The sequence below is a fragment of the Bradyrhizobium sp. Kon58 genome, assembly GCF_055807455.1.
This window is the reverse complement of record NZ_JBVVOT010000002.1, coordinates 151989-177070: the sequence shown is the minus strand read 5'-3', so window position 1 is coordinate 177070 and position 25082 is coordinate 151989. Positions and strand designations below refer to the sequence as shown.

26 protein-coding genes and 1 tRNA gene are annotated in these 25082 nt (G+C 63.8%); 11 read left to right on the top strand and 16 right to left on the bottom strand.

Annotated elements, in window-relative coordinates:
* Window positions 1-62 precede the first annotated feature (62 nt).
* The 3 genes from AC0L20_RS04575 (at window position 63) to AC0L20_RS04565 (ending at window position 3761) form a co-directional block, all read left to right on the top strand.
* Window positions 63-1268, top strand: a complete 1206-nt coding sequence (locus tag AC0L20_RS04575; RefSeq protein ID WP_473287597.1) for an MFS transporter — start codon at window positions 63-65, stop codon at window positions 1266-1268.
* Window positions 1269-1450: 182 nt separating this feature from the next.
* A complete protein-coding gene (locus AC0L20_RS04570; RefSeq protein ID WP_473287596.1) occupies window positions 1451-2680 on the top strand; it encodes a CaiB/BaiF CoA transferase family protein in 1230 nt (409 codons plus the stop codon).
* A 202-nt stretch (window positions 2681-2882) separates the two neighbouring features.
* Window positions 2883-3761, top strand: coding sequence for a beta-keto acid cleavage family enzyme (locus AC0L20_RS04565; RefSeq protein WP_473287595.1), 879 nt, complete (start codon window positions 2883-2885; stop codon window positions 3759-3761).
* 28 nt (window positions 3762-3789) lie between these two features.
* Here AC0L20_RS04565 and AC0L20_RS04560 read toward each other — a convergent pair whose 3' ends face one another.
* The gene (locus AC0L20_RS04560; RefSeq protein ID WP_473287594.1) at window positions 3790-4644 is read right to left on the bottom strand and encodes a hypothetical protein; all 855 of its coding nucleotides are present in this window, start codon (window positions 4642-4644) and stop codon (window positions 3790-3792) included.
* A gap of 269 nt (window positions 4645-4913) precedes the next feature.
* Complete coding sequence (locus AC0L20_RS04555; RefSeq protein ID WP_473287593.1) at window positions 4914-5327, bottom strand: hypothetical protein; 414 nt, start codon at window positions 5325-5327, stop codon at window positions 4914-4916.
* A 239-nt stretch (window positions 5328-5566) separates the two neighbouring features.
* On the opposite strand from AC0L20_RS04555, the gene AC0L20_RS04550 reads away from it, so the two are divergent.
* Both AC0L20_RS04550 and AC0L20_RS04545 read left to right on the top strand, forming a co-directional pair.
* On the top strand, window positions 5567-5782 hold the full coding sequence (locus AC0L20_RS04550; protein WP_007602925.1) for a hypothetical protein: 216 nt from the start codon (window positions 5567-5569) through the stop codon (window positions 5780-5782).
* A 108-nt stretch (window positions 5783-5890) separates the two neighbouring features.
* Window positions 5891-6283: a RidA family protein gene (locus AC0L20_RS04545; RefSeq protein ID WP_473287592.1), complete on the top strand. Its 393-nt coding sequence runs from the start codon at window positions 5891-5893 to the stop codon at window positions 6281-6283.
* 2 nt (window positions 6284-6285) lie between these two features.
* Here the strand turns inward: AC0L20_RS04545 and AC0L20_RS04540 are convergent, their stop codons facing one another.
* Window positions 6286-6948, bottom strand: coding sequence for a TetR/AcrR family transcriptional regulator (locus AC0L20_RS04540; protein WP_473287591.1), 663 nt, complete (start codon window positions 6946-6948; stop codon window positions 6286-6288).
* A 234-nt stretch (window positions 6949-7182) separates the two neighbouring features.
* Between AC0L20_RS04540 and AC0L20_RS04535 the strand changes: the two genes are divergently transcribed.
* The 3 genes from AC0L20_RS04535 (at window position 7183) to AC0L20_RS04525 (ending at window position 10325) form a co-directional block, all read left to right on the top strand.
* On the top strand, window positions 7183-8418 hold the full coding sequence (locus AC0L20_RS04535; RefSeq protein ID WP_018460217.1) for an acyl-CoA dehydrogenase family protein: 1236 nt from the start codon (window positions 7183-7185) through the stop codon (window positions 8416-8418).
* A 132-nt stretch (window positions 8419-8550) separates the two neighbouring features.
* Window positions 8551-9609: a phosphotransferase family protein gene (locus AC0L20_RS04530; protein ID WP_473264016.1), complete on the top strand. Its 1059-nt coding sequence runs from the start codon at window positions 8551-8553 to the stop codon at window positions 9607-9609.
* Window positions 9610-9698: 89 nt separating this feature from the next.
* Window positions 9699-10325, top strand: coding sequence for a LysE family translocator (locus tag AC0L20_RS04525; protein WP_473287849.1), 627 nt, complete (start codon window positions 9699-9701; stop codon window positions 10323-10325).
* A gap of 62 nt (window positions 10326-10387) precedes the next feature.
* Here the strand turns inward: AC0L20_RS04525 and AC0L20_RS04520 are convergent, their stop codons facing one another.
* From AC0L20_RS04520 to AC0L20_RS04510, 3 genes are all read right to left on the bottom strand, one after another.
* A complete protein-coding gene (locus tag AC0L20_RS04520; RefSeq protein WP_473287590.1) occupies window positions 10388-10744 on the bottom strand; it encodes an immunity 8 family protein in 357 nt (118 codons plus the stop codon).
* Window positions 10745-10949: 205 nt separating this feature from the next.
* Entirely contained in the window at window positions 10950-12122 is a 1173-nt protein-coding gene (gene argE / locus AC0L20_RS04515) for an acetylornithine deacetylase (RefSeq protein WP_473287589.1), read from the bottom strand.
* A 642-nt stretch (window positions 12123-12764) separates the two neighbouring features.
* Window positions 12765-13550, bottom strand: coding sequence for an SDR family NAD(P)-dependent oxidoreductase (locus tag AC0L20_RS04510; RefSeq protein ID WP_473287587.1), 786 nt, complete (start codon window positions 13548-13550; stop codon window positions 12765-12767).
* Between the two features lie 134 nt (window positions 13551-13684).
* Here AC0L20_RS04510 and AC0L20_RS04505 point away from each other — a divergent pair, with 134 nt between their 5' ends.
* Complete coding sequence (locus tag AC0L20_RS04505) at window positions 13685-14383, top strand: histidine phosphatase family protein (protein ID WP_473287586.1); 699 nt, start codon at window positions 13685-13687, stop codon at window positions 14381-14383.
* Between the two features lie 67 nt (window positions 14384-14450).
* A complete protein-coding gene (locus tag AC0L20_RS04500; RefSeq protein ID WP_473287585.1) occupies window positions 14451-15218 on the top strand; it encodes an SDR family NAD(P)-dependent oxidoreductase in 768 nt (255 codons plus the stop codon).
* 165 nt (window positions 15219-15383) lie between these two features.
* Here AC0L20_RS04500 and AC0L20_RS04495 read toward each other — a convergent pair whose 3' ends face one another.
* Window positions 15384-16637, bottom strand: coding sequence for a serine hydrolase domain-containing protein (locus AC0L20_RS04495; protein WP_473287584.1), 1254 nt, complete (start codon window positions 16635-16637; stop codon window positions 15384-15386).
* Between the two features lie 162 nt (window positions 16638-16799).
* Here AC0L20_RS04495 and AC0L20_RS04490 point away from each other — a divergent pair.
* Window positions 16800-16875: transfer RNA gene (locus tag AC0L20_RS04490), tRNA-Trp, on the top strand.
* Window positions 16876-16941: 66 nt separating this feature from the next.
* Here AC0L20_RS04490 and AC0L20_RS04485 read toward each other — a convergent pair.
* Genes AC0L20_RS04485 through AC0L20_RS04445 form a run of 9 tightly spaced genes read right to left on the bottom strand, consistent with a single transcriptional unit; the run spans window position 16942 to window position 25080 of the window.
* Complete coding sequence (locus AC0L20_RS04485; protein WP_473287583.1) at window positions 16942-17976, bottom strand: Gfo/Idh/MocA family protein; 1035 nt, start codon at window positions 17974-17976, stop codon at window positions 16942-16944.
* A gap of 3 nt (window positions 17977-17979) precedes the next feature.
* Window positions 17980-19185, bottom strand: coding sequence for a class I SAM-dependent methyltransferase (locus tag AC0L20_RS04480; RefSeq protein ID WP_473287582.1), 1206 nt, complete (start codon window positions 19183-19185; stop codon window positions 17980-17982).
* Entirely contained in the window at window positions 19178-20395 is a 1218-nt protein-coding gene (locus tag AC0L20_RS04475) for a class I SAM-dependent methyltransferase (RefSeq protein WP_473287581.1), read from the bottom strand. The genes AC0L20_RS04480 and AC0L20_RS04475 overlap by 8 nt, the downstream gene beginning before the upstream one ends.
* Window positions 20392-21009, bottom strand: coding sequence for a WbuC family cupin fold metalloprotein (locus tag AC0L20_RS04470; protein WP_473287580.1), 618 nt, complete (start codon window positions 21007-21009; stop codon window positions 20392-20394). The genes AC0L20_RS04475 and AC0L20_RS04470 overlap by 4 nt, the downstream gene beginning before the upstream one ends.
* Window positions 20987-21652: a class I SAM-dependent methyltransferase gene (locus AC0L20_RS04465; protein ID WP_473287579.1), complete on the bottom strand. Its 666-nt coding sequence runs from the start codon at window positions 21650-21652 to the stop codon at window positions 20987-20989. The genes AC0L20_RS04470 and AC0L20_RS04465 overlap by 23 nt, the downstream gene beginning before the upstream one ends.
* Before the next feature lie 25 nt (window positions 21653-21677).
* Entirely contained in the window at window positions 21678-22070 is a 393-nt protein-coding gene (locus tag AC0L20_RS04460; RefSeq protein WP_473287578.1) for an LIC12192 family sporadic carbohydrate cluster protein, read from the bottom strand.
* On the bottom strand, window positions 22063-22869 hold the full coding sequence (locus tag AC0L20_RS04455) for a sporadic carbohydrate cluster 2OG-Fe(II) oxygenase (protein ID WP_473287577.1): 807 nt from the start codon (window positions 22867-22869) through the stop codon (window positions 22063-22065). The genes AC0L20_RS04460 and AC0L20_RS04455 overlap by 8 nt, the downstream gene beginning before the upstream one ends.
* Window positions 22866-23984, bottom strand: coding sequence for a DegT/DnrJ/EryC1/StrS family aminotransferase (locus tag AC0L20_RS04450; RefSeq protein WP_473287576.1), 1119 nt, complete (start codon window positions 23982-23984; stop codon window positions 22866-22868). Before AC0L20_RS04450 ends, AC0L20_RS04455 begins: the two co-directional genes overlap by 4 nt.
* A complete protein-coding gene (locus tag AC0L20_RS04445) occupies window positions 23974-25080 on the bottom strand; it encodes a DegT/DnrJ/EryC1/StrS family aminotransferase (protein ID WP_473287575.1) in 1107 nt (368 codons plus the stop codon). The genes AC0L20_RS04450 and AC0L20_RS04445 overlap by 11 nt, the downstream gene beginning before the upstream one ends.
* Between the last annotated feature and the right edge of the window lie 2 nt (window positions 25081-25082).

Sequence of the window (25082 nt, the reverse complement as noted above, 5' to 3'; positions counted from 1 at the left end):
GTCTCCGGGTAAGACTGCCGTCACAGGCGTGATCTGCGCCTGGCGGGCAGGCGACGGTTGGAATGCGGTTTCTGAAATCTGACAGCAGGCTCATCGGGGTCCTGCTGGTGCTCGCGGTCTCCCAGCTTGTCGGGTGGGGTACGATAGGTCTTCCCGCCATCGTCGGACGCGATCTCGCGGCCGATCTCGGCATGAGCTTGCCGGCGGTGTTCGCCGGGACGTCCGTGCTCTATGTGTCGATGGGGCTGTGCGCGCCCTGGCTCGCCAAGTCGTTTGCGCGGCACGGGGCACGAAAGGTGATGATCTCAGGCACGGTCCTCACCGTGCCGGGCTTCATACTGCTGTCCCTCGCGCGCGAGCCGATGCTGTATTTCGCCGCCTGGATCGTCCTCGGCATCGCCGGCAGCGCCACGCTTTCGACCGGCGCCTATATCATGCTGAACGAGGTCGCCGGGCGGCAGGCCAAGAATGCCATCGGCGCGCTCATGCTGGTGACGGGCCTTTCGAGCAGCATCTTCTGGCCGACGACGTCGTTCCTCAGCGGTCTGCTCGGCTGGCGCGGGACGTGCCTCGTTTATGCGGCGATGATGGTCGTCATCAACCTTCCGCTCTACGCGTTCCTCGCCCCGCGCCGGAAAATCGCCGCGGGTCGTGGGGGTGAGTCGGTAAAGCCTTTGCCGCCGCCGGCGATTCCCAGGAGCACCTTCAGCCTCGTCGTCGCCGCGATCACGCTCAATGCCTTCGTCAATTTCGGCATCGGCGCCATCATGATCGAGTTGCTCCGGGCGGAGGGGCTTCCCCCGGCGCAGGCGCTTGCGTTCGGCTCGATGCTGGGCGTGATTCAGGTCAGCGCCCGCGGGCTCGATTTTCTCGGCGGAGGGCGGTGGGACGGAATCACGACCGGGCTCGTTGCCGGCACGGCGCTCCCGGTCGCCATGCTGCTGCTGATGACGAGCGAGGGCGCGACCTGGGCGGTTGCGGCCTTCATCCTGCTCTACGGCGCCGGCAGCGGCGCGATGGCGGTGGCGCGGGCGACGATCCCGCTCGTGTTCTACGATCAGACCGAGTTCGCCAAGGCGATGTCGATGATCGCGCTGCCGCTCAATCTCGCCTCCGCGGTCTCACCGCCGCTCCTTGTCGGCCTGCTCACTCAGTTCGGCAGCCGCGGCGCGCTCGGTCTCACCTTCGTCTGCTCCTGCGCCACGGTGCTGATCCTGGTCCTGCTCGGCCGCCGGCGGCCGCAGGTGGCCGCAGCGGCCGTGACCTGAGAATATTCGCGCTGCGGAAATTCACCGCGCGGATGACCTGCGCCGGGCGGGCAGGCGGATAGCCGTATGCCCACAGTGCAGTGCTCGGACCGCCAAAATGGTGTATCCGCAGGGAGCGCGGCCCGCGATCTCGCCGCCGCGCCAAGATCAGCTCTAAGATCCAGTTCCCGGAGGAATTCGACATGTCGGCCCTGCCGCTCTCAGGCATCAAGATCCTTGACCTCACCCGCGTGCTTGCTGGGCCCCTGTCGGCCCAGATGCTGGGCGATTTGGGCGCGGAGGTGATCAAGATCGAGCGGCCGGGCACCGGTGACGACGCGCGCGCCTTCGGCCCGCCCTATCTGACCGACCCTGATGGCAAGGCCAACAACAACAACTCGTTCTACCTCTGCGCCAACCGCAACAAGAAGTCGGTCACGGTCAACATCGCCAAGCCCGAGGGGCAGGCGATCATCCGCGAGCTCGCCAAGGACGTCGACGTCTTCATGGAGAACTACAAGGTCGGCGATCTCAAGCGCTACGGCCTCGACTACGAGACCATCAAGGCGATCAATCCCGGCATTATCTATTGCTCGGTGACCGGCTTCGGTCAGACGGGGCCTTACGCGCCGCGCGCCGGCTATGACGCTATCCTGCAGGCGATGGGCGGCCTGATGAGCGTCACCGGCCATATCGACGGCGAGCCCGGTGAGGGCCCGATGAAGGTCGGCCCGTCGATCGTCGACTACATGACCGGCATGAACACCTCGATCGGGATTCTCTCGGCGCTCTACCATCGCGACGCCAATGATGGCGTGGGACAGCATATCGACGTCTGCCTGTTCGACACCGTCATCGCGTCGTTGTCGCACTGGCTGCAGATCTATCTCGTCAACGGCAAGACGCCGCCGCGCCGCGGCACCTGGGGCAATGGCGGCATGCCGGCCGGCGTGTTCCGCTGCACCGACGGCGAGCTGATGCTGGTGGTCGGCAATGACGGCCAGTTCCAGCGCACCTGCGCCGTGCTCGGCGAGCCCGAGCTCGCGAACGACAAGCGCTTCGTCAAGAACAACGACCGCGTCGTACATGGCAAGGAGATCATGGCGATCTTCGCCGGCCTGTTCCTGAAGCAGCCGGTGGCCTATTGGCTGGACAGACTGGAGGAGGCCGGCGTGCCCTCCGGCCCGATCAACAATTTCGAGCAGGTGTTTTCCGATCCCCACGTCCAGTCGCGGGGCATGCGGGTGAAGGTCGACCATCCCTTCCAGCCCGATCTCTCGCTGATCCGCAACGCGCTGACGCTCTCGGAAACCCCGATCAAGGACTACCGCGCCCCGCCGCTGCTCGGTGAGCACACCCAGGAGGTGCTCGCCGGCAAGCTCGGCTATGATGCCGCCAAGATCGAGACGCTGAAGCAGCAGGGCATCATCTGACTTTCCTCCCCTCGCCCCTTGCGGGAGAGGGTGGCTCGCCGCGTCGCGGCGAGACGGGTGAGGGGTTCTCTCCGCGAGTCGAACTCTTACTTGAGCGCGGGGACAGAACCCCTCATCCGGCGCTTCGCGCCACCTTCTCCCGCAAGGGGAGAAGGAAGAGGTCCGGTGCTCGTGGCGCGTTTTACGAAAAGGGACAGCACGCATGACCGCCACCAAAACCATCATCACCTGCGCGATCACCGGCAATCTGACAAAGCCCGAGCAATCGCCGCATCTGCCGATCACGCCCGAGCAGATCGCGACATCGGCGCTGGAAGCGGCCGAAGCCGGCGCCGCGATTGCCCATATCCATGTCCGCGATCCCGCAACGGGGCGGCCTTCCATGGAGATCGATCTCTATCGCGATGTGGTGGATCGCATTCGCGCCCGCAACACGTCTCTCGTCATCAACCTCACGACCGGTCCCGGCGGGCGCTTTGTGCCTTCGGTCGAAGACCCTCGCGTCGCCGCTGCAGGCACCACGCTGCTGCAACCCGAAAAGCGCGTCGAGCATATCGAGCTGCTCAAGCCCGACATCTGCACGCTCGATCTCAACACCATGAACTCGGGTGGCGAGGTCGTGATCAACACCCCGCGCAACGTCCGCATCATGGCCGAGCGGATGAAGGCGGCCGGCGTGCTGCCGGAGATCGAGCTGTTCGATTCCGGCGACTGCCATCTGGCCCGCGATCTCCTTGCCGACGGCACGCTGAAGGGACCGGGCCTGTTTTCGCTCGTGCTCGGCGTCAAGTACGGCTTCTCCGCCACGCCCGAGACGATGTTCTATGCCCGCAGCCTGTTGCCGCCGGGCGCGATCTGGTCCGGCTTCGGGATCGGTCGCGCTGAATTCGCGATGGTCGCGCAAGCCTATTTGCTCGGCGGCCACGTCCGCGTCGGCATGGAGGACAATCTTTATATGTCCAAGGGCGTGCTGGCGAAGTCCAATGCCGAGCTGGTCGCGCATGCCGGCGGCATCGTCAAGAGCCTGGGTGCGAGCGTCGCGACCGCCAGCGAAGCGCGCGTGATGCTCGGGCTGAGGTGAGCCCGACCGGAGGCCGCACCAGGTCGCGCTACGACCGGAATTCGGGAAGCCAAACGCCGAGCACGCCAATCGGATTGTACACTTTTTGGCGGCGGGGCGGTACGACGAGCTTCTGCTCTGCTGCGCCGAAGGTGCTGGAAACGACTCTGGCGACGCTGGTGGCTCCGACGCTGTCGCCCTCGTTGAAATAGTCGATGCCTGCGCCGCCTTCGGTGTCGGCGTCGGGCTCCGACCCCTGCACGGCATAGCCGGCCTTGGCCAAGGCGTCCTTGACCTTGATAACGACGCCCTCGGGCTGTCCGGCCGTGTGAAGATACAGGCGGAAGCGTTTGGGGTCGTTGTTGTCCTGCTTGAAGCTGCCGGTTGCCTGAGCCGTGTTGATTGCAACCGGCGGCGTGGAGCCGAGTTCGTCCCGGCTGCAGGTCCCCCCGTCCAAGCACCCCTTCACCCTTTGCGAGACCGTTGCCTTGACCAGGCTGGTGTCGGTCTTCGGGTCGATGACGTTGTCCTTCGGAATCCGCCTGACGGCGCGAAAGCCGATCGCGATCGGCCGCAGGAATGTCTGCTTGAGCGACTGGCCGTTCGAGATCTCGATTTGTAAGGTCGCCTCGTTCCCCGGTCGGGCCGGCGTCCCCTCGGGCGTGCTGGCGGCCGCTTTGTCTTCCTGGTTGATGATGCGGCTCGGCGCTTTGATCGCGCTCTCGCCTGAGCGCGACCGATGGGTGCTCTGGTCGATGTAGCGGGCGAGGTAGACCCGGTTCACGAGCACGATCTGGAGCGGATATCTGTAGGGGCTGCTCGACGACGATGCCGCCCCGCCGGCGTCCGCCGTCGCGGGATCATTGCTGTCTTTCGGCTTCAAGTCGAACGCGCGCGGCGTCACGAAGGCGAGATGCCTGCGCAGGGTCTCGTCGGTGCAGCGGTTCGGATCGTCCTTGTCGGAACAGAATTTCTCGAGCTCTCCGACCGCTTCGATGCTCGGTATTCCGTAGGTCTCGGCGACTGGGATGTTGAGCTCTATGCCGCTGTCCGACTTGAAACCGAACGTGGTCGAGAGCCAACCGAGCAGGCCGCCGTTGAATCCGCTTTGCTGCTTGATCGTGAAGCCTGGGAACGCCGCGATCGGCAGCGTGGTGCGTTTCTCCGGATGGCTCAGGATACCATCCCCGTTGGGCTCCTGATCCCAGGGCTTCGTCTGGTCGCTCGGGCGGGGCCTCGTGTTGGGAAACAGGTAGACTGCCGATAGGCTTTCTCGAGGTCGGCCGTGAGGTCTTGATGCGTCAGCTTGATCGAGCGCAGCGCCAGCGCGGTGCGCGACGGCTGCCCGTTCTCGCTGTCATCCAGGACGGCATAGATGTCGCCGACGGCGACGTCCTCTTCGGGCGGGAAGACCGGGTCGATGCCGAGCTTGCTGATGGTGGCGTTCCATTCTTCGATGACATTGGTGCTGCTCGGCCCTGTACCGAGCCATGCCAAGAGAAGGGATGAGGCGGTGGCGAACACGACGAGAGCGGCAACGATCTGGCCGATCCTTCGCCACGGCAGCGGCGGAATGGAAAAATTCATTGGATGCCCCAAGGCGAAATGGATGCATGAAATGATGGCAGCCTAACAGATGGGGAGGCACAAGCAAAGATAGCTTTGCAGGAGAGTGCAACCTTTTGCGGCCTTGGCCTCGCGTGCGATGCTCGGGCTTGCCTGAGCCTTGCGGGCAATCCCCAGATAATCCCGGTCCGTACTCACACAGGCTTCCGCTCCGCGCGCGACTCAGATTCGATCGGTCCACTCAGTCCGGGAGGGAACGCATGTCCTACACGATCGGGTTTCAGGCCAAGAACCAGAAGGCAATTCTGGCGACCGAGGCGGCAACGGCCAACCAGGCCGTCGCGATCGTTGCCGCGTTGCGGCAAAGCGCCGACGAAATAAAGTTCATCCGGTCGCCGCAGGAAGGCGACATGGGCATCGAGATGCTGCTGCTGCTTGCCAAGGAAGAGGCCGAGGAGATGCCGCAGCACGCCTAGGCGGTTCGACGGGCACACTTCGATCGGAAGCGAAGCATGGCGGCTGCAAGATGATGTAGCAAGCCGTCATCTCGCTTGCATCGAAGGTGGCAGCCCGTGAAACTTGAAATGAAACGCGAAGCGCTCCGCGTCGAACCGATCTCGACGTTCCTCGACCGCCGGCAGGCGCCGGTCTCGCCGGTCACGCGCGCCGGCAACATGATCTTCGTCGCCGGCCTGCCGCCGTTCGACCCCGACACGGGCGAGATCGCGGACGTGCCGATCGAACGGCAGAGCGAGCTCGTCATGGAGCAGATGAAGCTGTGCCTTCAGACGGCGGGCGCGAGCCTTGACAACGTCATGAAGTGCAACGTCTACTGCACCTCGACCAAACACTTCGCCGCGTTCAACGCGGTCTATGCGCGCTATTTCCCGCACGATCCGCCGGCGCGGATCTTCGTCTGCACGCCGGAATGGTTCGGCCCCTTCGACGTCGAGATCGACTGCATCGCGATGATGTGAGGTTAGCGTGCCGCCACCTTTGACGGCGGCCTGGCCTCCACCTTTCCCGCGGTCAGCGCCATCGTCGCGACGCTGACGACGCGCGCGACCACGTCCTCGACGTCGTCGAGATCGCATTTGCCTTCGGATAATTTCGTCAGCCGCTCGCTCTCGCGGATGGTGTGGTGCGCCATGGCGAGCGCGAAATTCAGGCCCCAGTAGATATCGACGTCGCTGCGGTCGGGCAGGGATCTTCGCATCGCGCCGGCGAATTTGCGCAAATGGTCGATCTCGCGGTTCTTGATGCGGCGGATCGGCGGCACGGATTCGATCGAGGCGCGGATCATGAAGCGTGCCGCGCTCGAGCGCTGGTTCTCCGGGCCAAGGCAGCCGCGCAGCGTCGGGCCGACCAGGGCGTGCAGGATCACTTCGATCGGCGCGCGGCCGCCGCCTTGTTCTTCCGCCGCCTTCAATTCGCGCAGACGCTCGCGGTTGGTGGCGATCGAGCGTGTCACGAACAGCTCCGCGATCAACTCGTCCTTCGAGCCGAAATGATAGTTCACCGCCGCGAGGTTGACATTGGCCTCCGCGACGATGTCGCGCAGCGTCACGTCGCCGAACCCGCGATCGGCATAGAGCCGTTCGGCGGCGGCGAGAATGGCAGTCCGGGTATGATCGCTGGCCATGGGAGCCCCTCGGGGAGGGAGTTGCAATTCAAACAGTTGTATGAAACTATCGTTTGAAGGCCGGGAAAGTCAATCCGCAATCAGGAGTCATTCGCAAACGCGCGAATGGGTTCCGGAGCCGCAAGCCGCGCATTCGCACTTGCGGGTCGCACAATGCGGGTGGACAGTCCGGCGCAAAACAAGTTCGCCAAAACAAATTCGCCAAAACGAGTTGGCAAAGACGAGGAGCGTCCCATGGATTTCGATCTGTCGCCGAAGCAGAAGGAATGGCTCGACCGCGTGCAGTCCTTCATGGCCAAGCACGTGCGCCCGGCGGTGCCGGTTTATGATGAGCAGGATCGCAGCGGCGAACGCTGGAAGGTGATTCCGGTGCTGGAAGACCTCAAGAAGAAGGCGAAGGCCGAAGGCCTCTGGAACATGTTCATGCCGCCGAACGAGCATGAGGACGACGAATTCCGCGGCGCGGGACTGACTAATCTCGAATACGCGCTGCTTTCGGAGCAGATGGGCCACATCTCCTGGGCTTCGGAAGTCTTCAATTGTTCCGCGCCCGACACCGGCAACATGGAAGTGTTCATGCGCTACGGCTCCAAGGAGCAGAAGCGCAAATGGCTGCGTCCGCTGATGGACGGCGAGATCCGCTCCGCCTTCCTGATGACGGAGCCGGCGGTGGCCTCGTCTGACGCCACCAACATCGAGACCAGCATCGTGAAGGATGGCGACCACTACGTCATCAACGGCCGCAAATGGTGGTCGTCCGGCGTCGGCGATCCCCGCTGCAAGATCGCGATCCTGATGGGCAAGACCGATTTCAAGGCGGCCAAGCACCAGCAGCAGTCGCAGATCCTGGTTCCGCTCGACACCCCCGGCATCAAGGTCGAGAAGATGCTGCCCGTGTTCGGCTTCGACGACGCGCCGCATGGCCACGCCCAGGTCCTGCTCGAGAACGTGCGGGTGCCGAAGGAGAACATCCTGCTCGGTGAAGGCCGCGGCTTCGAGATCGCGCAGGGCCGTCTCGGTCCCGGCCGAATCCATCACTGCATGCGCACCATCGGCAAGGCCGAGGAGGCGCTGGAGAAAATGGTGAAGCGGCTCACCTCGCGCACCGCCTTCGGCAAGCGGATCGTCGAGCATTCGGTGTGGGAGCAGCGCATCGGCGAAGCCCGCACCAACATCGAGATGACGCGGCTGTTGTGCCTCAAGGCTGCCGACATGATGGACAAGGTCGGCAACAAGACCGCGCAGGCCGAGATCGCCATGATCAAGGTCGCAGCTCCCAACATGGCGCTGAAGATCATCGACGAGGCGATCCAGGCCTTCGGCGGTGCAGGCGTCTCGGACGAAGCCGGCCTTGCCAAGGACTACGCTCACATCCGCACGCTCCGTCTCGCGGACGGCCCGGACGAGGTGCACAATCGCGCCATTGCCAGGCTCGAGGTTCGGAAGTATGCAAACTCTTCCAGTCATTAAGCGGGAGAGCATTCTGGCGCTCCCGATTTGAAGAAACGACAGGGCATGATCCGTGATCGGATGACCGCTTGACGCAAGTGCGCTGGGGGTTACCGATTAGGATCATGTTCGGACTGAAGAGGGAGCGTCATCGTGGCTGACGGCGTCAGGAAAGACGAAGAATTCTCGGGCACCAAACCGGTCGAGGAGCGTCATCGTATCGACGAGATGCGGCTCGAAGCCTGGATGCGCGACAACGTCGAAGGCTATGAGGGCCCGCTGGTCGTGCTCCAGTTTAGGGGTGGCCAGTCCAACCCGACCTACCGGCTCGATACGCCGAACCGCTCCTACGTGATGCGCCGAAAGCCGTTCGGCAAATTGCTGCCGTCGGCGCATGCGGTCGATCGCGAATACCGGGTTATCGCGGCGCTGGGAAAGCAGGGCTTTCCGGTCGCGAAGGCCTATGCGCTGTGCCAGGACGACAGCATCATCGGTTCAGCGTTTTACATCATGTCGATGGAAGACGGCCGGGTGTTCTGGGATCCGACGCTGCCGAGCCAGACGCCGGATGATCGTCGAAAGATCTTCACCAGCAAGATCGAGACGCTGGCCAAGCTCCATATGTTCGATCCCGTCGCGATCGGTCTTGGCGACTTCGGCAAGCCGGGCAATTATTTCGCGCGCCAGATCGACCGCTGGACCAAGCAGTACCGCGCGTCCGAGACCCAGACCATTCCGGAGTTCGAGAAGGTCGCCGAATGGCTGCCGAAGACCGTGCCGGAGCAGGCCCGCGTCTCGATCGTCCACGGCGACTATCGCCTCGACAACATGATTTTCCATGCGACGGAACCGCGCGTGCAGGCCGTGCTCGATTGGGAATTGTCGACGCTCGGCGATCCCATGGCTGACTTCACCTATCTGCTGATGCAGTGGGTGATGCCCGGCCTGGACGGTGCCGACCTCAAGGCGCTCAACATCCCGAGCGTGGAAGAGGCCGCACAGATCTATTGCAACGTCACCAAGATGACGGTGCCTGACCTCAACTGGTATTTTGCTTACAACCTGTTCCGCCTCGCCGGCATCACGCAAGGCATCGCTGGCCGCGTCCGCGACGGCACCGCGGCGAATGCCAAGGCGCTCGAATCCGCCAAGCGCACCGTGCCGCTGTCGAAGGCGTCATGGGAATACGCGCAGAAGGCCGGCGCGGTTTAGGGAATCCAAAGGCGCGGCCGATCCGGCAGCGCCTTTGCTTGCGTTCCTCTCGTGTCTGGACACGGGACAGAATGACGAGAGATACCGGCATGATCGACCACACCACGCTCATCACCTACATCCTCATCGTTCTCGGCTTCGTCTTCATTCCCGGTCCGGCGACACTCCTCACCATGGCGCGCGCCGCGAGCTCGGGAACCAGGGTCGGCATCGCGACGGGCGCGGGAATTGCGGCCGGTGACGTGGTCCACACCACCATGGCAATCGTCGGTCTCTCTGCGATCATCGCAACGTCGGCGCTCCTGTTCAGCGTCGTCAAATACGCGGGCGCAGGCTTTCTGATCTACCTCGGCATTCGCGCCATGCTCGACAAGACACCGCTCGAGGTGAACGGCGGCGCGCCCGCGATCAGCGCTGCGCGGGCGTTCCGGCAGGCCGTGCTGACCGAGGTGCTCAATCCCAAGACCGCGCTGTTCTTCCTCGCGTTCCTGCCGCAGTTCGTGAAGCCGGAGCACGGCTCGATCGCACTTCAGCTCGCGACCCTCGGCATCGTTTTCGTGCTGCTCGGCCTGCTTAGTACCGTCGTCTTCGCCATCGGCGCCGGCCGCCTCGGCAATTTGCTACGCCGCCATCCAGCCGTCGTAAAATGGCAGGGCAAGGTGGTCGGGACGATCTACTGCGCGATCGGCGTGCGGCTGGCCTTGCAGGAGCGCTGAGGGGTATCCGCCGCTCTCGTGTCCCGGACAGAGCCGGGACCCCAGTTACGTCGCCAAGGTGTTCAGTTCTGGGGAATGTAGTCTTCAAATTCCCACTTCCCGAGGCGGGCCACTTTTTCTGCCGCTTCCTTCCAGGACTTTCCCGAGCATTCAGCGCAATAAGCTTCGACAAACTCTCGCAGTCGAGCATAGTTAAATTGCCTTACGAACACATGATGCTGTCCGATCGTGATGTCCTGCTTCATATTGGAGCTGTACCAGTCGGGTGTGCAGAGCATGAAATCGAACGACTCTTGTCCCCGCCCATCAGCGGGGCCGACCATAGCCGTTACCAAAATCCCAAATGGCCCGCTTGGCGCAAACGCCTCGAGCGGATCCGCATCAGTGCTGTCTAGAAACCTCAGTTTTGCCGTAACCATGGGCGCTCCATTGTAGGTGGTTCGTAGCCCGGATGAGCGTAGCGATATCCGGGACAGCGGTCCCGCATGTCGCTACGCTCATGCGGGCTACGGGTGTCTCCAGACGCTCGTCATTGCGAGCGAAGCGAAGCAATCCAGAATCTTCGCACGGTGGCAGTCTGGATTGCTTCGTCGCAAGAGCTCCTCGCAATGACGAGGGGGCACCTCACCCCTTCACGCAATGCGCGATCAGCTTCTCCACAAAGCCTGCGCATTTCTCCAGCTCCGCCATTTCCACGAACTCGTCCGGCGTGTGGGCCTGTGCGATCGAGCCGGGGCCGATCACGACTGACGGGATATCGGCCATGCTGGCGAACAGGCTTGCTTCCGTGCCGAACGCGACCTTGGCGTGATCGTTGCGCCCCGCAAGGCTCTTGGCCAGCGTGACGATGGTCGCATCGGCCGCCGTGTCGAGCGCGGGATAGTCGAGGATCTCCTCGAAATCGATTCCGCACTCCGGATGTCTGGCTTTCATCGCGGGCTCGATCTCGGCCTTGGCCCAGGCAACGATCGCATCCGTGACCTCGCGCGACTCGGTGATGCCGATGCCACGGCATTCGAAATCAACCGTGCAGCTATCCGGCACGATGTTCAGCGCGGCACCACCATGCACGATGCTGGTGAGCAGCGTCGAGTGCGGGACGTCGTAGAGGCTGTCGGCCGCTCGCACGGCTGCGAGCGCCACGGCGCGCCGTCGAATCTCGACGATCAGCTCGGCAGCGTATTCGATGGCGTTGACTCCGTCAGGCGCGATCGAGGAGTGGCGGGCGAGCCCCTTAAACGTTGCGCGCACGCCGTGCTTGCCCTTGTGTCCGATGATGACTTTCATCTCGGTCGGCTCGCCGATGAAGGCGCCGAGCGGCTTGATCCGTTTCTTCGCGACCTCGCGCAGCATCGGCCGCACGCCGACGCAGCCGATCTCCTCGTCATAGGAAATGGCGAGATGGATCGGTGTTGCGAGCTTCGCTTCCAGCATCTCCGGCACCATGGCGAGGCACACCGCGACAAAGCCCTTCATGTCGGTGGTGCCGCGGCTATAGAGCTTGCCGTCGCGCTCGATCAGCTTGAACGGATCATGGCTCCAGTCCTGACCGACCACGGGCACCACGTCGGTATGTCCCGACAGCACCAGGCCGGGGCGATTCTCGGGTCCAATGGTGACCCATAGCGAGGCCTTCTGTCCGGTCTCGTCGACGATGCGCTCGCCCTTGACGCCGAGCGCGGCGAGATAACTCTCGATATGCGCGATCAGGGGCAGGTTGGAGCGATCGCTGATCGTGTCGAAGCCGACGAGGTCGGCGAGCAGCTTGCGAATACGGTCGGGTCTTGAGCTTGGCATTGTCACGTTCTTGTCAGGGGGATGGAAGCTGAGATGCTTGCACGAACCATACCAACGTCATGCTCCTGTGGGCAAATCAATGTCGGTTCCGTAGCCCGGGTGAGCGAAGCGAGACCCGGGGCAGCCCGTGGTCGGAATCCCAGATGTCGCTTCGCTCATCCGGGCTACAAGACCTTGCGGTGCCTGTCGGGCAAAACACCCCAATTGTCGGTCAACGCTGGGCGCAACCCTGCGCCCCCGTTCGTTGAGCGTAAGACGACGAAGCTAAGCTCGGGCGCAATGAGCCGCGAGAGGGCAAAGGTGTGTCTGCAAATGGGATTGCGAATTGAAGTGCGACGCTGCACCCACAGGCTCCGTCGTTGCGAGCGCAGCGAAGCAATCCAGACTGCCGTCGCGGAAAGACTCTGGATTGCTTCGCTGCGCTCGCAATGACGGTGCTGAAGGAGGCGCGCACTATCTCCCCAACGTCGTCCCGGCGAAGGCCGGGACCCATAACCACAGGGAGCAGTTTTGCGAAGACCAGTTGTTCGGGATCGGCACCGTGCGCAAGCCGATAGACCTCGCGGTATGGGTCCCGGCCTTCGCCGGGACGACGCTGAGAATCTGACGGTGCCGTGCAAGACAGAGGCGAGAACCCGCCTGCTAAACCGGCTTGCCCGTATACGGCATCGACGCTGTCAGTCCGCCGTCCACCGGGAAGGCCTGGCCATTGACATACGACGCCTCGTCGCTGGCCAGAAACAGTCCCATCGCGGCGAGCTCGTGCGGCTGGCCGGGGCGCTTGAGCGGATTGAGCTGGCCGATCTTGTCGGCGGTGCCGCGCTCCTTGGCGCGGTCGAAGATCGGTTTGGTCATGCCAGTCTCGATCAGGCCCGGGCACACCGCGTTGATGCGCACACCGGTGCCGGTGAGCGAATACGCCGTGGTCTGCACCAGGGAGATGACGCCGGCCTTGCTCGCGGCATAGGGGTGACCGCTGGCGCCGGCCTTGAGGCCCGCGACGGATGCGGTCAGCACGATCGCGCCGGACTGCTGCTTCACCATGTGCGGCATCGCATGCTTCACCGCGAGAAACGGCCCGATCAGATTGATGCGCAAAACCTCCTGCCATTGCTCGACGGTCTGCTCGCCGAGCGGAACGAGTCCGCCGGAGACGCCGGCATTGGCCCAGATCACGTCGAGCCGGCCATGCGTCTTCACCGCCTTGTCGATCACGGCCATGACGTCCTGTTCGGAGCCCGCGTCCGCCATCATGGCCTCCGCGACACCGCCGGCCTTCTTCACCTCGTCGACGGTCTCCTTCACCGCCTCGCTGCGATCGACAGCGATCAGCCTGGCGCCTTCCCTGGTGAACAGCAGCGCAGCCGCGCGGCCGATGCCGCTGCCCGCACCGGTGATGATGACGGATTTGCCTTGCAGACGGCCCATGCGGTTTCTCCCTTTGGTTCGCACGCGACGCTTGCCGCGCGACGGAATTTCAAACAAGATTTCAAACGGTAAAGTGTCTTGAGACACGTTCGCTACTGACGTACAGCGACATCAAACGGGATGGAAGGGTTTCGATGGCAGGTGCAGACAAGCCCAAAGTGGTCACGACACGCTGGTGGTGGGTCCGTCACGCGCCCGTGCGCAATGACGGCGGCAACATCTACGGTCAGTCCGATCTCGCCTGCGACACCAGCGATACCTACGTCTTCAATGCTGTTGCCAAGGTGCTGCCACGCAAGGCGGTCTGGTATTCGAGCAACCTGATGCGCACGCATCAGACCGCCGAAGCGATCTGGGCAGCAGGCTTCCCGAGGCCCGCATCGATGACATGGGAAGCGGACCTCGCCGAACAAAATCTCGGCCGCTGGCAGGGCATGAACCGCGCCGAGTTCATCGCCAGCCGTCCCGTCGGCTCGAGCTGGTTTGCCGACATCAACGAGCCTGCGCCCGGCGGCGAAAGCTTCATGGACCTCTACAACCGTGCCCGCCGCACTATCGAGCGGATCAACAATGAGGCCGCCGGGCAGGACGTGATCGCCGTCGCGCATGGCGGCACCATCAAGGCGGCGCTGGGGCTGGCGCTCGACAATCAGCCGGAGCGGGGGCTCACGTTCGATATCGACAATTGTTCGGTGACGCGTCTCGACTATTTCGCAAGCCCAGAACGCAGTGTCTGGCGGCTGCCAATGGTGAACCAGCAGCCGTGGATCGCGGACGACGCGCATGCGGCGATGCATCAACCCGCGGGACCGGAAGTCAAGAAGCTTGCCTGAGCAATTGCCCCGTCGCGCGGATGCGGCGTAAGTTTCAAGCAATCAAAACGTACTCTGGGAGAGAAACATGACCTTGTTCGACATGAAGGGGAAAGTCGCCGTCATCACCGGCTCGACGCGCGGCATCGGGCTTGCGATCGCCGAGCGCATGGCCGAGCACGGCGCCAAGGTGGTGATCTCCTCGCGCAAGGCCGATGTTTGCGACCAGGTCACCAAGAGCATCAACGACAAGTTCGGCAAGGGCACGGCGCTGGCGATCGCCGCCAACATCTCCTCGAAGGAAAACCTGCAAAACCTGATCGACGAGAGCAACCGCGCCTTCGGCAAGATCGACGTGCTGGTCTGCAACGCCGCGTCGAACCCGTATTACGGCCCGCTCGCCGGCATCTCCGACGATCAGTTCAGGAAAATTCTGGACAACAACATCGTCGCCAACAACTGGCTGATCTCGATGGTGGTGCCGCAGATGATCGAGCGCAAGGACGGCTCGATCATCATCGTGTCCTCGATCGGCGGACTGAAAGGCTCGACCATCCTCGGCGCCTACGCGATCTCGAAAGCCGCCGACATGCAGCTCGCGCGCAACCTGGCCTGCGAATACGGCCCGCACAACATCCGCGTGAACTGCATCGCGCCCGGCCTGATCAAGACCGATTTCGCGAAAGCATTGTGGGACAATCCGGAGAACCTGAAAGCCTCGACCGCGCGTTCGCCGCTGCTGCGCATCGGCATCCCCGACGAAATCGCGGGCGCTGCGGTGTTCCTGGGCTCGAAGGCCGGCGACTTCATGACCGGCCAGACCATGGTGATCGACGGCGGCGCCACGATCAGTTGAAGCCCCAGTAGGTGTCATCGTCCGCGAAGGCGGACGATCCAGTACTCCGCGGCCTTCGTTGGAGAGCTCGCTCTCACCACATCCGCCACGGAGTACTAGATGCCCCGCCTTCGCGGGGCATGACAGAGAGTGTGGAGGTGCGACGCTGCGACCCAGGCGAAGCCCTTAATCGACCGCCGCGTACACCAGATCCCGCACCAGCGTTCGCGTAAAATCGCGCTGCCCCGGGCCCTGGCTCATGAACACGACGAACAGATCCTCCTTCGGATCGATCCAGAAGAACGTCCCCGCGATGCCGCTCCAGAAAAACTGGCCGACGCTGCCGGGGAAGGGCGCGATGCCGGCCTCGCGGCGCACCGCGAAGCCGAGCCCGAAACCATGGCCGGGCGACAGCAGCGTGCCGTTGGTCACGACGTGAGGTCCGAGATGATCGGAGGCCATCAGCTCCAGCGTCTTGCGGCCGATGATCCTGTTGCCGTCGAGCGTGCCGCCATTGCGTAGCATCAGCGCGAAACGGGCATAGTCCATGGTGGTCGAGACGAGGCCGCCGCCGCCGGACTCCATGATTGGCTGCTCGAGCATGTTGAACAGCGCGACCTTGTCGCCGGTCCAGGGATCGGCCGCGAACGGCTCGGCGAGCCGGCCGACATTGGCCTCGGCTGTCGCAAAGCCAGTCTCGGCCATCTGCAAGGGCGTAAGAATGCGCTCAGCGAGGTACGCGCCGAGCGACTTGCCGCTGACCACCTCGATGATGCGACCGAGGATGTCGGTGGAGCGGCTGTAGTTGAACTCGTCGCCGGGATGGCAGACCAGCGGGAAGCTCGCCACCAGGGCGGCGTGCTCGGCATTGGTGATCTTGCGGCTGCGCACCCGCGAGTCCTGGTAGATCTTGTGCACGGGGCCGTCGCCCTGGTGCTCGTAGGTCAAGCCAGAGGTGTGGCGGAGCAGGTCCTGCACCGTCATCGGGCGCTTCGGCGGAACCAGTTCCAGTTTGCCGCCGCTGACCACGCCGACCTTTTGGTCGGCGAACTCCGGAATGAATTTCGCGACGGGGTCGCCAAGAATCAGATGGCCGTCCTCGACCAGCGTCATGATGCCGACCGACACGATCGGCTTGGTCATCGAGAAGATGCGGAAGATCGAATCATGCGCCATCGGCGCCGCGCCCGTCGGGCTCTGCCTGCCGAGCGCCTCGAACCAGCCGACCTGGCCGTGCCGTGCCACCAGCACGGTGACGCCCGGAACGGTTCCCTTGTCGATCTCGCGCTTGAAGGCGTCCGACATGGCCTGGAGGCGAGGGCGCGACAGCCCCAGCGTCTCGGGGCGGGATGCCGGGAGAGGCGGGGTCTTCGGCGAGGTCGAGGGGCGGTGGTCGGCCGTCGCGGACGCTTGGGCAGTCGCAGAGGCTTGGGCAGTCATGGGTACTCCCGGTGCTTATTATTGTTCGGAGCGGACTGTGGCCCAGAAGGCGCGGCACTAACAAGCGAAGCCAGCGCGCTTCACCCTTGCAATCCGGCCTTGCAATCCGGCCGCCCCCTGTGCTTCAAAGCGGCCTGATCCGGGCGGCAACGCAGGGTCCGTAGGAGTGTAGCTCAATTGGTAGAGCACCGGTCTCCAAAACCGGGGGTCGCAGGTTCGAGCCCTGCCACTCCTGCCAGCGAAATCAAACACTTAGCTAGAACGTGGGCGATCAGCCATCGCCCGGATATTGCTGGCGTGAGCCCTAGCCGCTGACCTGCCGTTGCCAGATCGCCTCCGCAAGGGCGATGTCGGCCACGGAATCCTCGCCGGACGCCAGCGGCGTCTTCTGTTCCGCGATATCGGCGACGAATGCATCGGCTTGACGCCGAAAGGCCCAGCTCGTGTCGCGCGACAATCGCGTGCGTTGTCCTTGCTGATCGAGGATGACCTCCGCCTCCTGCTCGGCAAAAGGCGGGGGCAATTCGATGGTCAGTGCGCCCCGTTCGAATTCGATGCTCAGCCCCTCGCGCCAGAGACCTTCGGATCCGTTCGCGAGTTGCAGCGCGCAGGCGAGGCCGTCGAAGTCGAGTGTCGCGGTCGCCGCGCCGGAGGTCTCGACGGTGCTTTCGGCGACCGTCGGCGACGGTCCGAGCATGTAGCGCGCGAGGTTGATGATATGGCTGAACACGTTCAGAAAATTGTCGTAGCCGGGTCGCATCGCGCCCGGCATCCAGTCGGGGCCGTCCTGCCAGAGCTCGAGCCCGTCCGGCCGCACTTCGCCGGTCATGACGAAATTGTCCTGCGACCGGCCAGTGCTGCCGCCGAAGCACCAGCCTCGCGCGCCGACAATGCGTCCAAGCGACTGATCTGCTCGCAGGCGCGCCAACTCGGCAATCGCGCGCGCCACTCCGGCGTCGTGCCGCTTCATGTAGCCGATGCTGTAGACGAGGTCTTGCCGTCGCGCCGCCTCGGCCAGTGAAACGGCCTGAGCCGTGGTGTAGGCCATCGGCTTTTCCGAGAGCACATGGCGACCGCTGTTCAACGCATCCAGCACGATCGGGCCGGTGGCGCGCCGCTTCGTCACGACGACGACGGCGGACACCTCGCTGTCCGCCAGCAATTCCCGGTGCGTACCGTAAACCCGGGCGATGTCGAATTTCTCCGCCGCTGCGGCGGCGAGATCAGGCCTGAGATCCGCAATCGCGACAACGCGGCAGGTGGGGTTGGCGGCGAAATTGGCGAGGTGGCACATCTGACCGACCATGCCCGTTCCGATGATGCCAATGCCTGGCCTCACTTGCTAGGACCCCTCGAAGCGTTTCCGGAGAACGAGGAAATGCGCCGGCTGTCCCCAGGTGTTGATGAACGCCTGATCGGATTGGGTGAGGGCGGTGACTGTGGACACGTCCCTTCGTTCGATCGCGACAAAGATACGATGGAAACTGTCGAGGGTCGCAATGATGGCGTCGATGTCGGACGCATCGTCGGCAAGAATGTCTGTCGCCGGTATCGCCTCGCGCAGTGACGCGAGGCTCGCGATCGCACGGGGCAGGCTGTCGCCGAAGGGATCGTCGATCATCGCATCGACATCGAGAACCAGTGTCTCGATCGAAGCCGAAATCGCGTCGACCGCTTCGGTCTTGCCGGCCAGATAGAGCTTCCGTCCGCCGAGAAAGCTCAGACGGCTGCGGCCGAGGTGGCGTGTCGCGCGCCGCAGCTTCTCGTCGTCGGACAGGACCTTCTTGTGCCAGTAGACGTCCAGGCTGTCGCGATAAGCGGGCCAAGCCGAATGGATATCGAATCCCTGCTCGTGCGCCGCCGTGCACAAGGCGCCCGCGTCGAGGAAGTAGCGGTGCCGGACGAAAGGATTTTCGAGCACGTCCATCAGCCAGGATTCGAAGCTGCGCGTGTGCGGGATGCTGTTCCATTTCGCATCGAACAGCAGCTTCGCCGTTTCGAGTCCGGGACGGCCCGTCAGTGCCTTGCCGGCCGCATGAATCGCCTTGAGCGCGAGCTCGAAGAAGCCGCCGTAGCGCTCGTAGTAGGAAACGACGGCGTATCCGTCCGGATTGAGCAGCCGGTGAAAGATGCCGAGCCAATTTTCGCTCGGCTGCACCGTGTAGATGAACCCTTCGGCATCGATGATGTCGAAACGACGATCGCTGCGAAAGCCTTCGACATCGGACGACACGAGTTCGCGGAGACGTTGGGCCTGGCTGAAATGCGCGAAGTAAGCCTGGATTTTCGCGTGCGCATGCCGGTTCGGCTCGGCGAGAGTCATGTTCGCGCCCCAGCCGGCAAACACCAATGCGTTCTCGCCGGAATCAGGGCCGAATTCGAGCACGTCCGCGTCGCGGAACAACCGCGGCGGCAGCACCAGCTTGTCGGAAAACAACTCGCGCCGCAGGCCGGCATAGGCTTCGAGTTCGGCGGCGGATTTGAAATTCCCGAACGTCGGCAGGACGTCCTGACGTTCGTAATAGTTGAAGAGCTTGTCCTCAGCCATGCCGCGACCCTGCGGCGGCCTCGAGGCGATCGAGCTCGCTCCAGATGTCCGATGGCGCGAAGATTGAAACGATGTGGAGCGGACGCTTCACGTTTTCGCGCAGCCGGCTGCTGACCTTGTCTTCGTTCTCCTGGTTCACCGCCAGAAGACAAACGAGCGGATCCGACTTGCCGGTGAGGTCCTCCGGCGGGCGGATCGGAATGCCGGTGCCTGGCAGGAACAAGCCCTGGCGCTCCTTCTGGTCGTCGACCGAGAGGTCGACGAGATCCGCGAGTTCATGGGCATTGGTGAAGGTGCAGGCGCGGCAGCCGGCGCCGTAGATGGCGATCTCGGCGCCATTGGCGCGGGCCTTGGCGAGGATCGGGCGAAGACGCGCGCCGTACTCCCTGGCGCGCCGGCCGAATTTCTCGCCGGCGCCGGACGGCGCGGATGGGGCCGTCACGTCGTGCGCGGCGCGTCGCGCTGCGATCGCGAGGCTGCCGCCGCTGAAATTGTATTTCTTCACCGAGACCGCGTCGAAGCCGTGGCGCGCCAGCAGCGCGAGCAGCGTCGGCTCGGTGAAGTAGCTGACGTGCTCCTCCCACAGGACCGAGAGATCACCCGCCGTCGAGCCGGGTGCGAAATCAGGCACGTCGATGAACAGCAGCCCGTCGTCGCGCAGCGCGATTTTCACGCAGTCGAAAAAGTTCTCGAAATCGACGATGTGCTCCAGCACCTGTCGCGAGACGACGAGGTCGAACTTGCCGGCCTTGGCAACCGCGTCGTGACACAGCGCCGGGCTGATCATGTCGGCATAGACCTTGACGCCACGCTCGCGGGCGATCTTGCCCGACACCGGGTTGGGCTCGACGCCCACCAAAACCTTCGCACCGCGTTCGCGAAGCTTGTCCATGAACAGGCCATCGTTGCATCCGATCTCGAACACGGATTGGTGGGCCGAGAATTTGGCGATGGTATCGAGTTCGTCGACCTGGTGCGGCTCCGGCTTCCAACTGCTGAAATTGTAGTTGAACTGCCGGTACAGAATGTCGGGATCGATCGGCTTGACGATCTGGGGTAGGCCGCATTCGCCGCAGGCGAACACCTCGAACGGATACCGTTCGTCCTGTTCGTCGCGGCTGTGCCGAAGCCGATGCGCAATCGGCATCTGTCCGAGGTCGATGACCGGGCGCAAATTGGTCGAATGGCAGAGGCGGCAATGATCAGTCATCGAATAGGAACCTCTGCTGGAATGGCTCGTGAGGCATGGCGATGGGCCAGATGCTCCGCGGCGAGCGCACCGGTCCTAGTGACATAGACCTGCACTTCCGCGGCATCGCCGCCATCCGGTGCCCAGTCGGGAAACGCCGTGCGGGAGGGATCGAACGGACCGGCGGTGGTTTCGTGAAACACCAGCCACTCCGAGGTGATCAGGATCGAGTGAAAAACCTGCTCGGGCATCCGGTAATAGCAAAGCGCGCCCCGGCCGTACGGCGCCATCTCGAGCACGTCGCGAATGCGGCCGTCGTCCTCGAAGATCACGACCTGCGCAGTGCCTTCGATCAGGTGAAACGATTCAGGTTTGCCAAAATGCCTGTGAGGCCGCACATAGGCCTCGCGGTGATGCACGATCAGCATCTCGTGCAGGCCGGACGAAGGGTCGGGATGCGTGCACAGCCGGCTGCGCAGACGCGGATTGCCTGCGGCGATGCGCTTCAGCTCCGCGATCGTGGCGTCGTCCGCCGTGACGATGGCGTCGTCCGAATAATACACTTCGGGATTTTGCGCCCGCAACGAGGCCGGTCGGCGCAGGCCCGTTGCTTCATTCGAAGAAGATGAACCCATGGTCGCCCCGGTAGCCGCATTTGTCGTAGATCCAGGCCCACGTCTCCGGACCATGGAAACTCAGGCAGGTGAGCTGCCAGTACAGCAGGTTCGCCTTCTCGCGCTCGTCGCGGAACGATTCCACCATCAGATATTTCGAGGCGCCGCGTCCCACGCGCTCGATCTCCGACACGGCGCGGAAGACGTCCTCGAGCGGAAGATTGTGGAGCACGCCGAGCGACACCACGAGATCGAAGCTGTGGTCGGGGTAGGGGAGCTCGACGGCGCTGCCGACCTTCAATTGCGGTCGCACCTCCTCCTTGGCGTTGGCGATGCCATAATCCGAGATGTCGATGCCGGCGATGGTGAGGCCGGGTACGAGCTGGGTGAATTCGTAGAGCAGATAGCCCTTGCCGCAGCCGACATCGAGCACGCTCATCCCGGATTTGATGCCATAGCGGTCGATCAGGGTCTGCGCGAGCGGGCGCCAGCGTCCGTCGTAGCGGTAACCGCCGTAGCCATAGCGGCGATCGCCGTCCCAGTAGTCGTGTCCCCATTGCCGCGCGACAGTGGCGGATTCCGCCTTGTCGTGCTCGACGACCCGCTGAACATAGTTCCGCTTGGTCGATGCGTGCATCGGCTGGAGCAGGTTGATCTCGGTCATTGTCCTCAACCGGTCCGCGGCGTCGTCACAGGATGGTCGCGAATTTGTTGACGAGCAGGATGTCCTCGACGGCCTGGATGTCGTCGCGCGAGGACAGCGTGATCTCCTCGACGGCCGCGTGCAGGTCGCAGCCCTCGCTCAGCACGCGGTCATAGATCTCCCGCCGCCGTGCCTCGTCGGGCGGCAGCATGAAGATGCTGTAGAGAATCAGGCCGCGCAATCGCGGCAGCTCGTCCAGGATGTCCTCGAGCACCATGTAGCTGCCGGGCATGGTGTGCTCGGCGGCGCTGAGCAGATAATGCAGATTCTTCCGCCGCGCATAGTCGCGGATCACGATGTTCTGGACGTGCTGCGGGGTGCGGCTGCCGTTCAGCGGCCGGGCGCCGATATAGCCGCGATGGCCGGCTCGCTCAGCCATGGAAGCCTCCCGGGAGCTTGTATTGCATGCCGACGCGTGTCGCCGGACGCAGCAGGATCGGTTCGAAGAATTCGCCGAATCGCTTGTCCGCGTAGGGCGACATGATGCTCTTGAAGCGGCAGTTCATGCTCCAGCGCGAGCCGGCTTCCTCGTTGACGCGATTGCCGTGCATCAGGGTCTGGTTGAACAGCATCACGTGACCGTAGGGAATCTCGATGAACGTCGCGTGCGGCTTGATGCTCTGGTAGAGTTCCTCGGCGCTGCGCAGGCTGGCCATCCGGTCCTGCATGTCGCCGTTCAGGGATGGCGGCAGCAGATACATCGATTTGGTGCGGTGGACGTCGACCAGCGGTACCCACACCACGACCTCGAACGGCGAGTCGCCCGACCAGACGTCGGAATGGGTGGCGAGGAGCGACGAATCGTCGCCCGGCAGCTGGATGCTGAGATTGACGCGGCGCTGCATGCAGAGCTCGTTGCCGACGATGGTCTCGATCGTCGAGCGCGCCAGACGGAAATAAGTCGGCCGGAACCAGGGCTCGGCGTTGAGGCCGTTGAAGACGTGCAGCCGCAGGCCGTTGAGATCATCGACGCTCACCCGCGTGTGGATGGTGTCGAGCATTGCGTAGGGGTCGTTGCCGTGTGGCAGCTTCAGATAATCCGCCGCGAGCTCGGCGGCGCGCCGCTGGATCCGGTCGAGCCCGGCGCGATCGTCGGCCGGCGTGGTGACGAAGCCGTCGTCGATGAAGCGTTGCGCCAGTGCCTGCTCATCGGCCTCGAGGAAAGCCGTGTCCGTCATGCAAAATACTCCCGGGCCGTCGCGCAAACATAGCTGATATCCGACGCAGAGAGGAACTGGTTGATGGGAAGCGTGAGGATCTGATCCGCCTGCCGCTCGGTCACCGGGAACGCGCCGCGACCGTGACCCAGATGCGCCGCCGCCTCCTGGAGGTGGATCGGTACCGGATAGTGGATCGCGGTCTCGATGCCCTTGTCGGCAAGATATTTCTGGAGGTCGTCGCGACGGTCCGTCTGCACGACGAAGGTGTGGAAGGTGTTGAACTCGATGTTGCGGCAAACCGGGATGAACAGGGGAAGGCCGGCGAGTTCGGCGCGGTATTGCGCGGCGTTGCGGCGCCGGCGTTCGATGACGGAGGGCAGGTGACGCAAGCGAATCCGGAGCACCTCGGCCTGGACCGTATCGAGGCGTGACACGATGCCCCATTCCTGAACGTCACTGCGATTGATCAGACCGTGATTGCGCAGGCGGCGAATTCTCGCGGCAAGCTCGGCGTCGGCGGTGACGACGAAGCCGGCGTCGCCCGCGGCATTGAGGTTCTTCAGCGGGTGGGCGGAGAAGCAGCCGAACGTTCCGATGGTTCCGCTCATCCGCCCGTCATAGGTCGAGCCGACGGCCTGCGCGCTGTCCTCGATCACGGCGAGAGCATGCTTGGCGGCGATCGCCATCAGCGGGTTCATGTCGGCCATGCGCCCGGTCAGGTGCACCGGCATGATCGCCCTGGTCCGCGGGGTGACGGCGGCCTCGACCGCGGCCGGATCGATATTCTGGTCCGGCAGCACGTCCGCAAATACTGGCGTGGCGCCGACGGCGATGATGGCGGCGGTCGACGCCACGAACGAATTCGGCGGGGTGATCACCTCGTCCCCGGGACCGATGTTGAGCGCCCGCAACGACAGGATCAGTGCATCGGTGCCGGAATTCAGCGTCACCACATGCGGCGAGCCGAGATAGTTGGCGAGCTCCTCTTCGAGCTTCGCAACGGCCGCGCCGCCGATGAAATCGCCGCGCCGGAACACGCCCTCGACCGCCTGCATGATCTCAACGCGCTCTTCCTCGAATTGCGCGGGAAGATTGACGTAACCGATGCGCCGGCGGCCGGTGTCAGCGTCCATGGCAGAACTTCCGAACGATCTCGATGACGCGGTCCTGCTGGGCGCGCGTCAGATGCTGGTCGACGGGGAAGCTGATGACTTCCTGGGCGTGGCGGTCGGTGACCGGGAAGGTGCCCGGCGCGTAGCCAAGGTGCTTGAGGCCTTCCTGCTGGTACAGCGGGATGGGATAGTGGATCTTCGCTTCGATGCCGTTGTCCAGGCAGTATTTGTAGAGCTCGTCGCGGCGCTCGGCGAACACCATGTAGAGATGGTAGACGTGCTTCACGTTGGGCCGGCGCGGCGGAATCCGCAGGCCGGGCAGGCCGGCAAGGCCGGAATCGTAATAGGCCGCGTTCTCGATCCGGCGGCGCGTGATCTCGCTGGTCTGGCCGATCAGCCAGTTGCCGACGACCGCCTGGAGGGAGTCCAGACGCGAATTGCAGCCGAGGATCGCGATCTCGTCGCGATTCTTCATGCCGTGGTTGCGGATCAGGCGAAGCCGCTCGTTCATCCCGTCGTCGTTGGTGACGACGACGCCGGCATCGCCCCAGACGTTGAGGTTCTTGAGCGGATGCAGGGAGAAGCCGGCCGCGATACCGTGGGTGCCGGACCGTTTTCCCGCGAACTCCGACAGGATGCCCTGGCAGGAATCCTCGACCACGGGGATGTTGTGACGCTGGGCGATCGCCATCAGCTTGCCCATGTCGGTGACCTCGCCGGTCAACTGAACCGGCATGATCGCCTTGGTCTTCTCGGTGATCGCGGCTTCGACGTAGTCGACGTTCATGCAGAAGGAGTCGTCGCAGTCGACCAGCACCGGCGTCGCGCCGGTCTCGGCGATGGCGCCGACCGTGGCGATGAAGGTGTTGGCGGCCGTGATGACCTCGTCGCCATGGCCGATGCCGAGCGCCTTGAGCGGCAGCTTGAGCGCATCGGTGCCCGATCCGACCCCGATGGCGTGACGCACGCCGATCAGCTCGGCAAAGCGCCGTTCGAATTCCGCGACCGGCTTGCCCAGGGTGAAGTCACCCGTCGCAACCAGTCGGCCGATCTCGGCCAGGATCGGTGCCGGGTCGGAGAATTGCTCGAGCAGATAGGAATATCGAACGTCGTGCATGG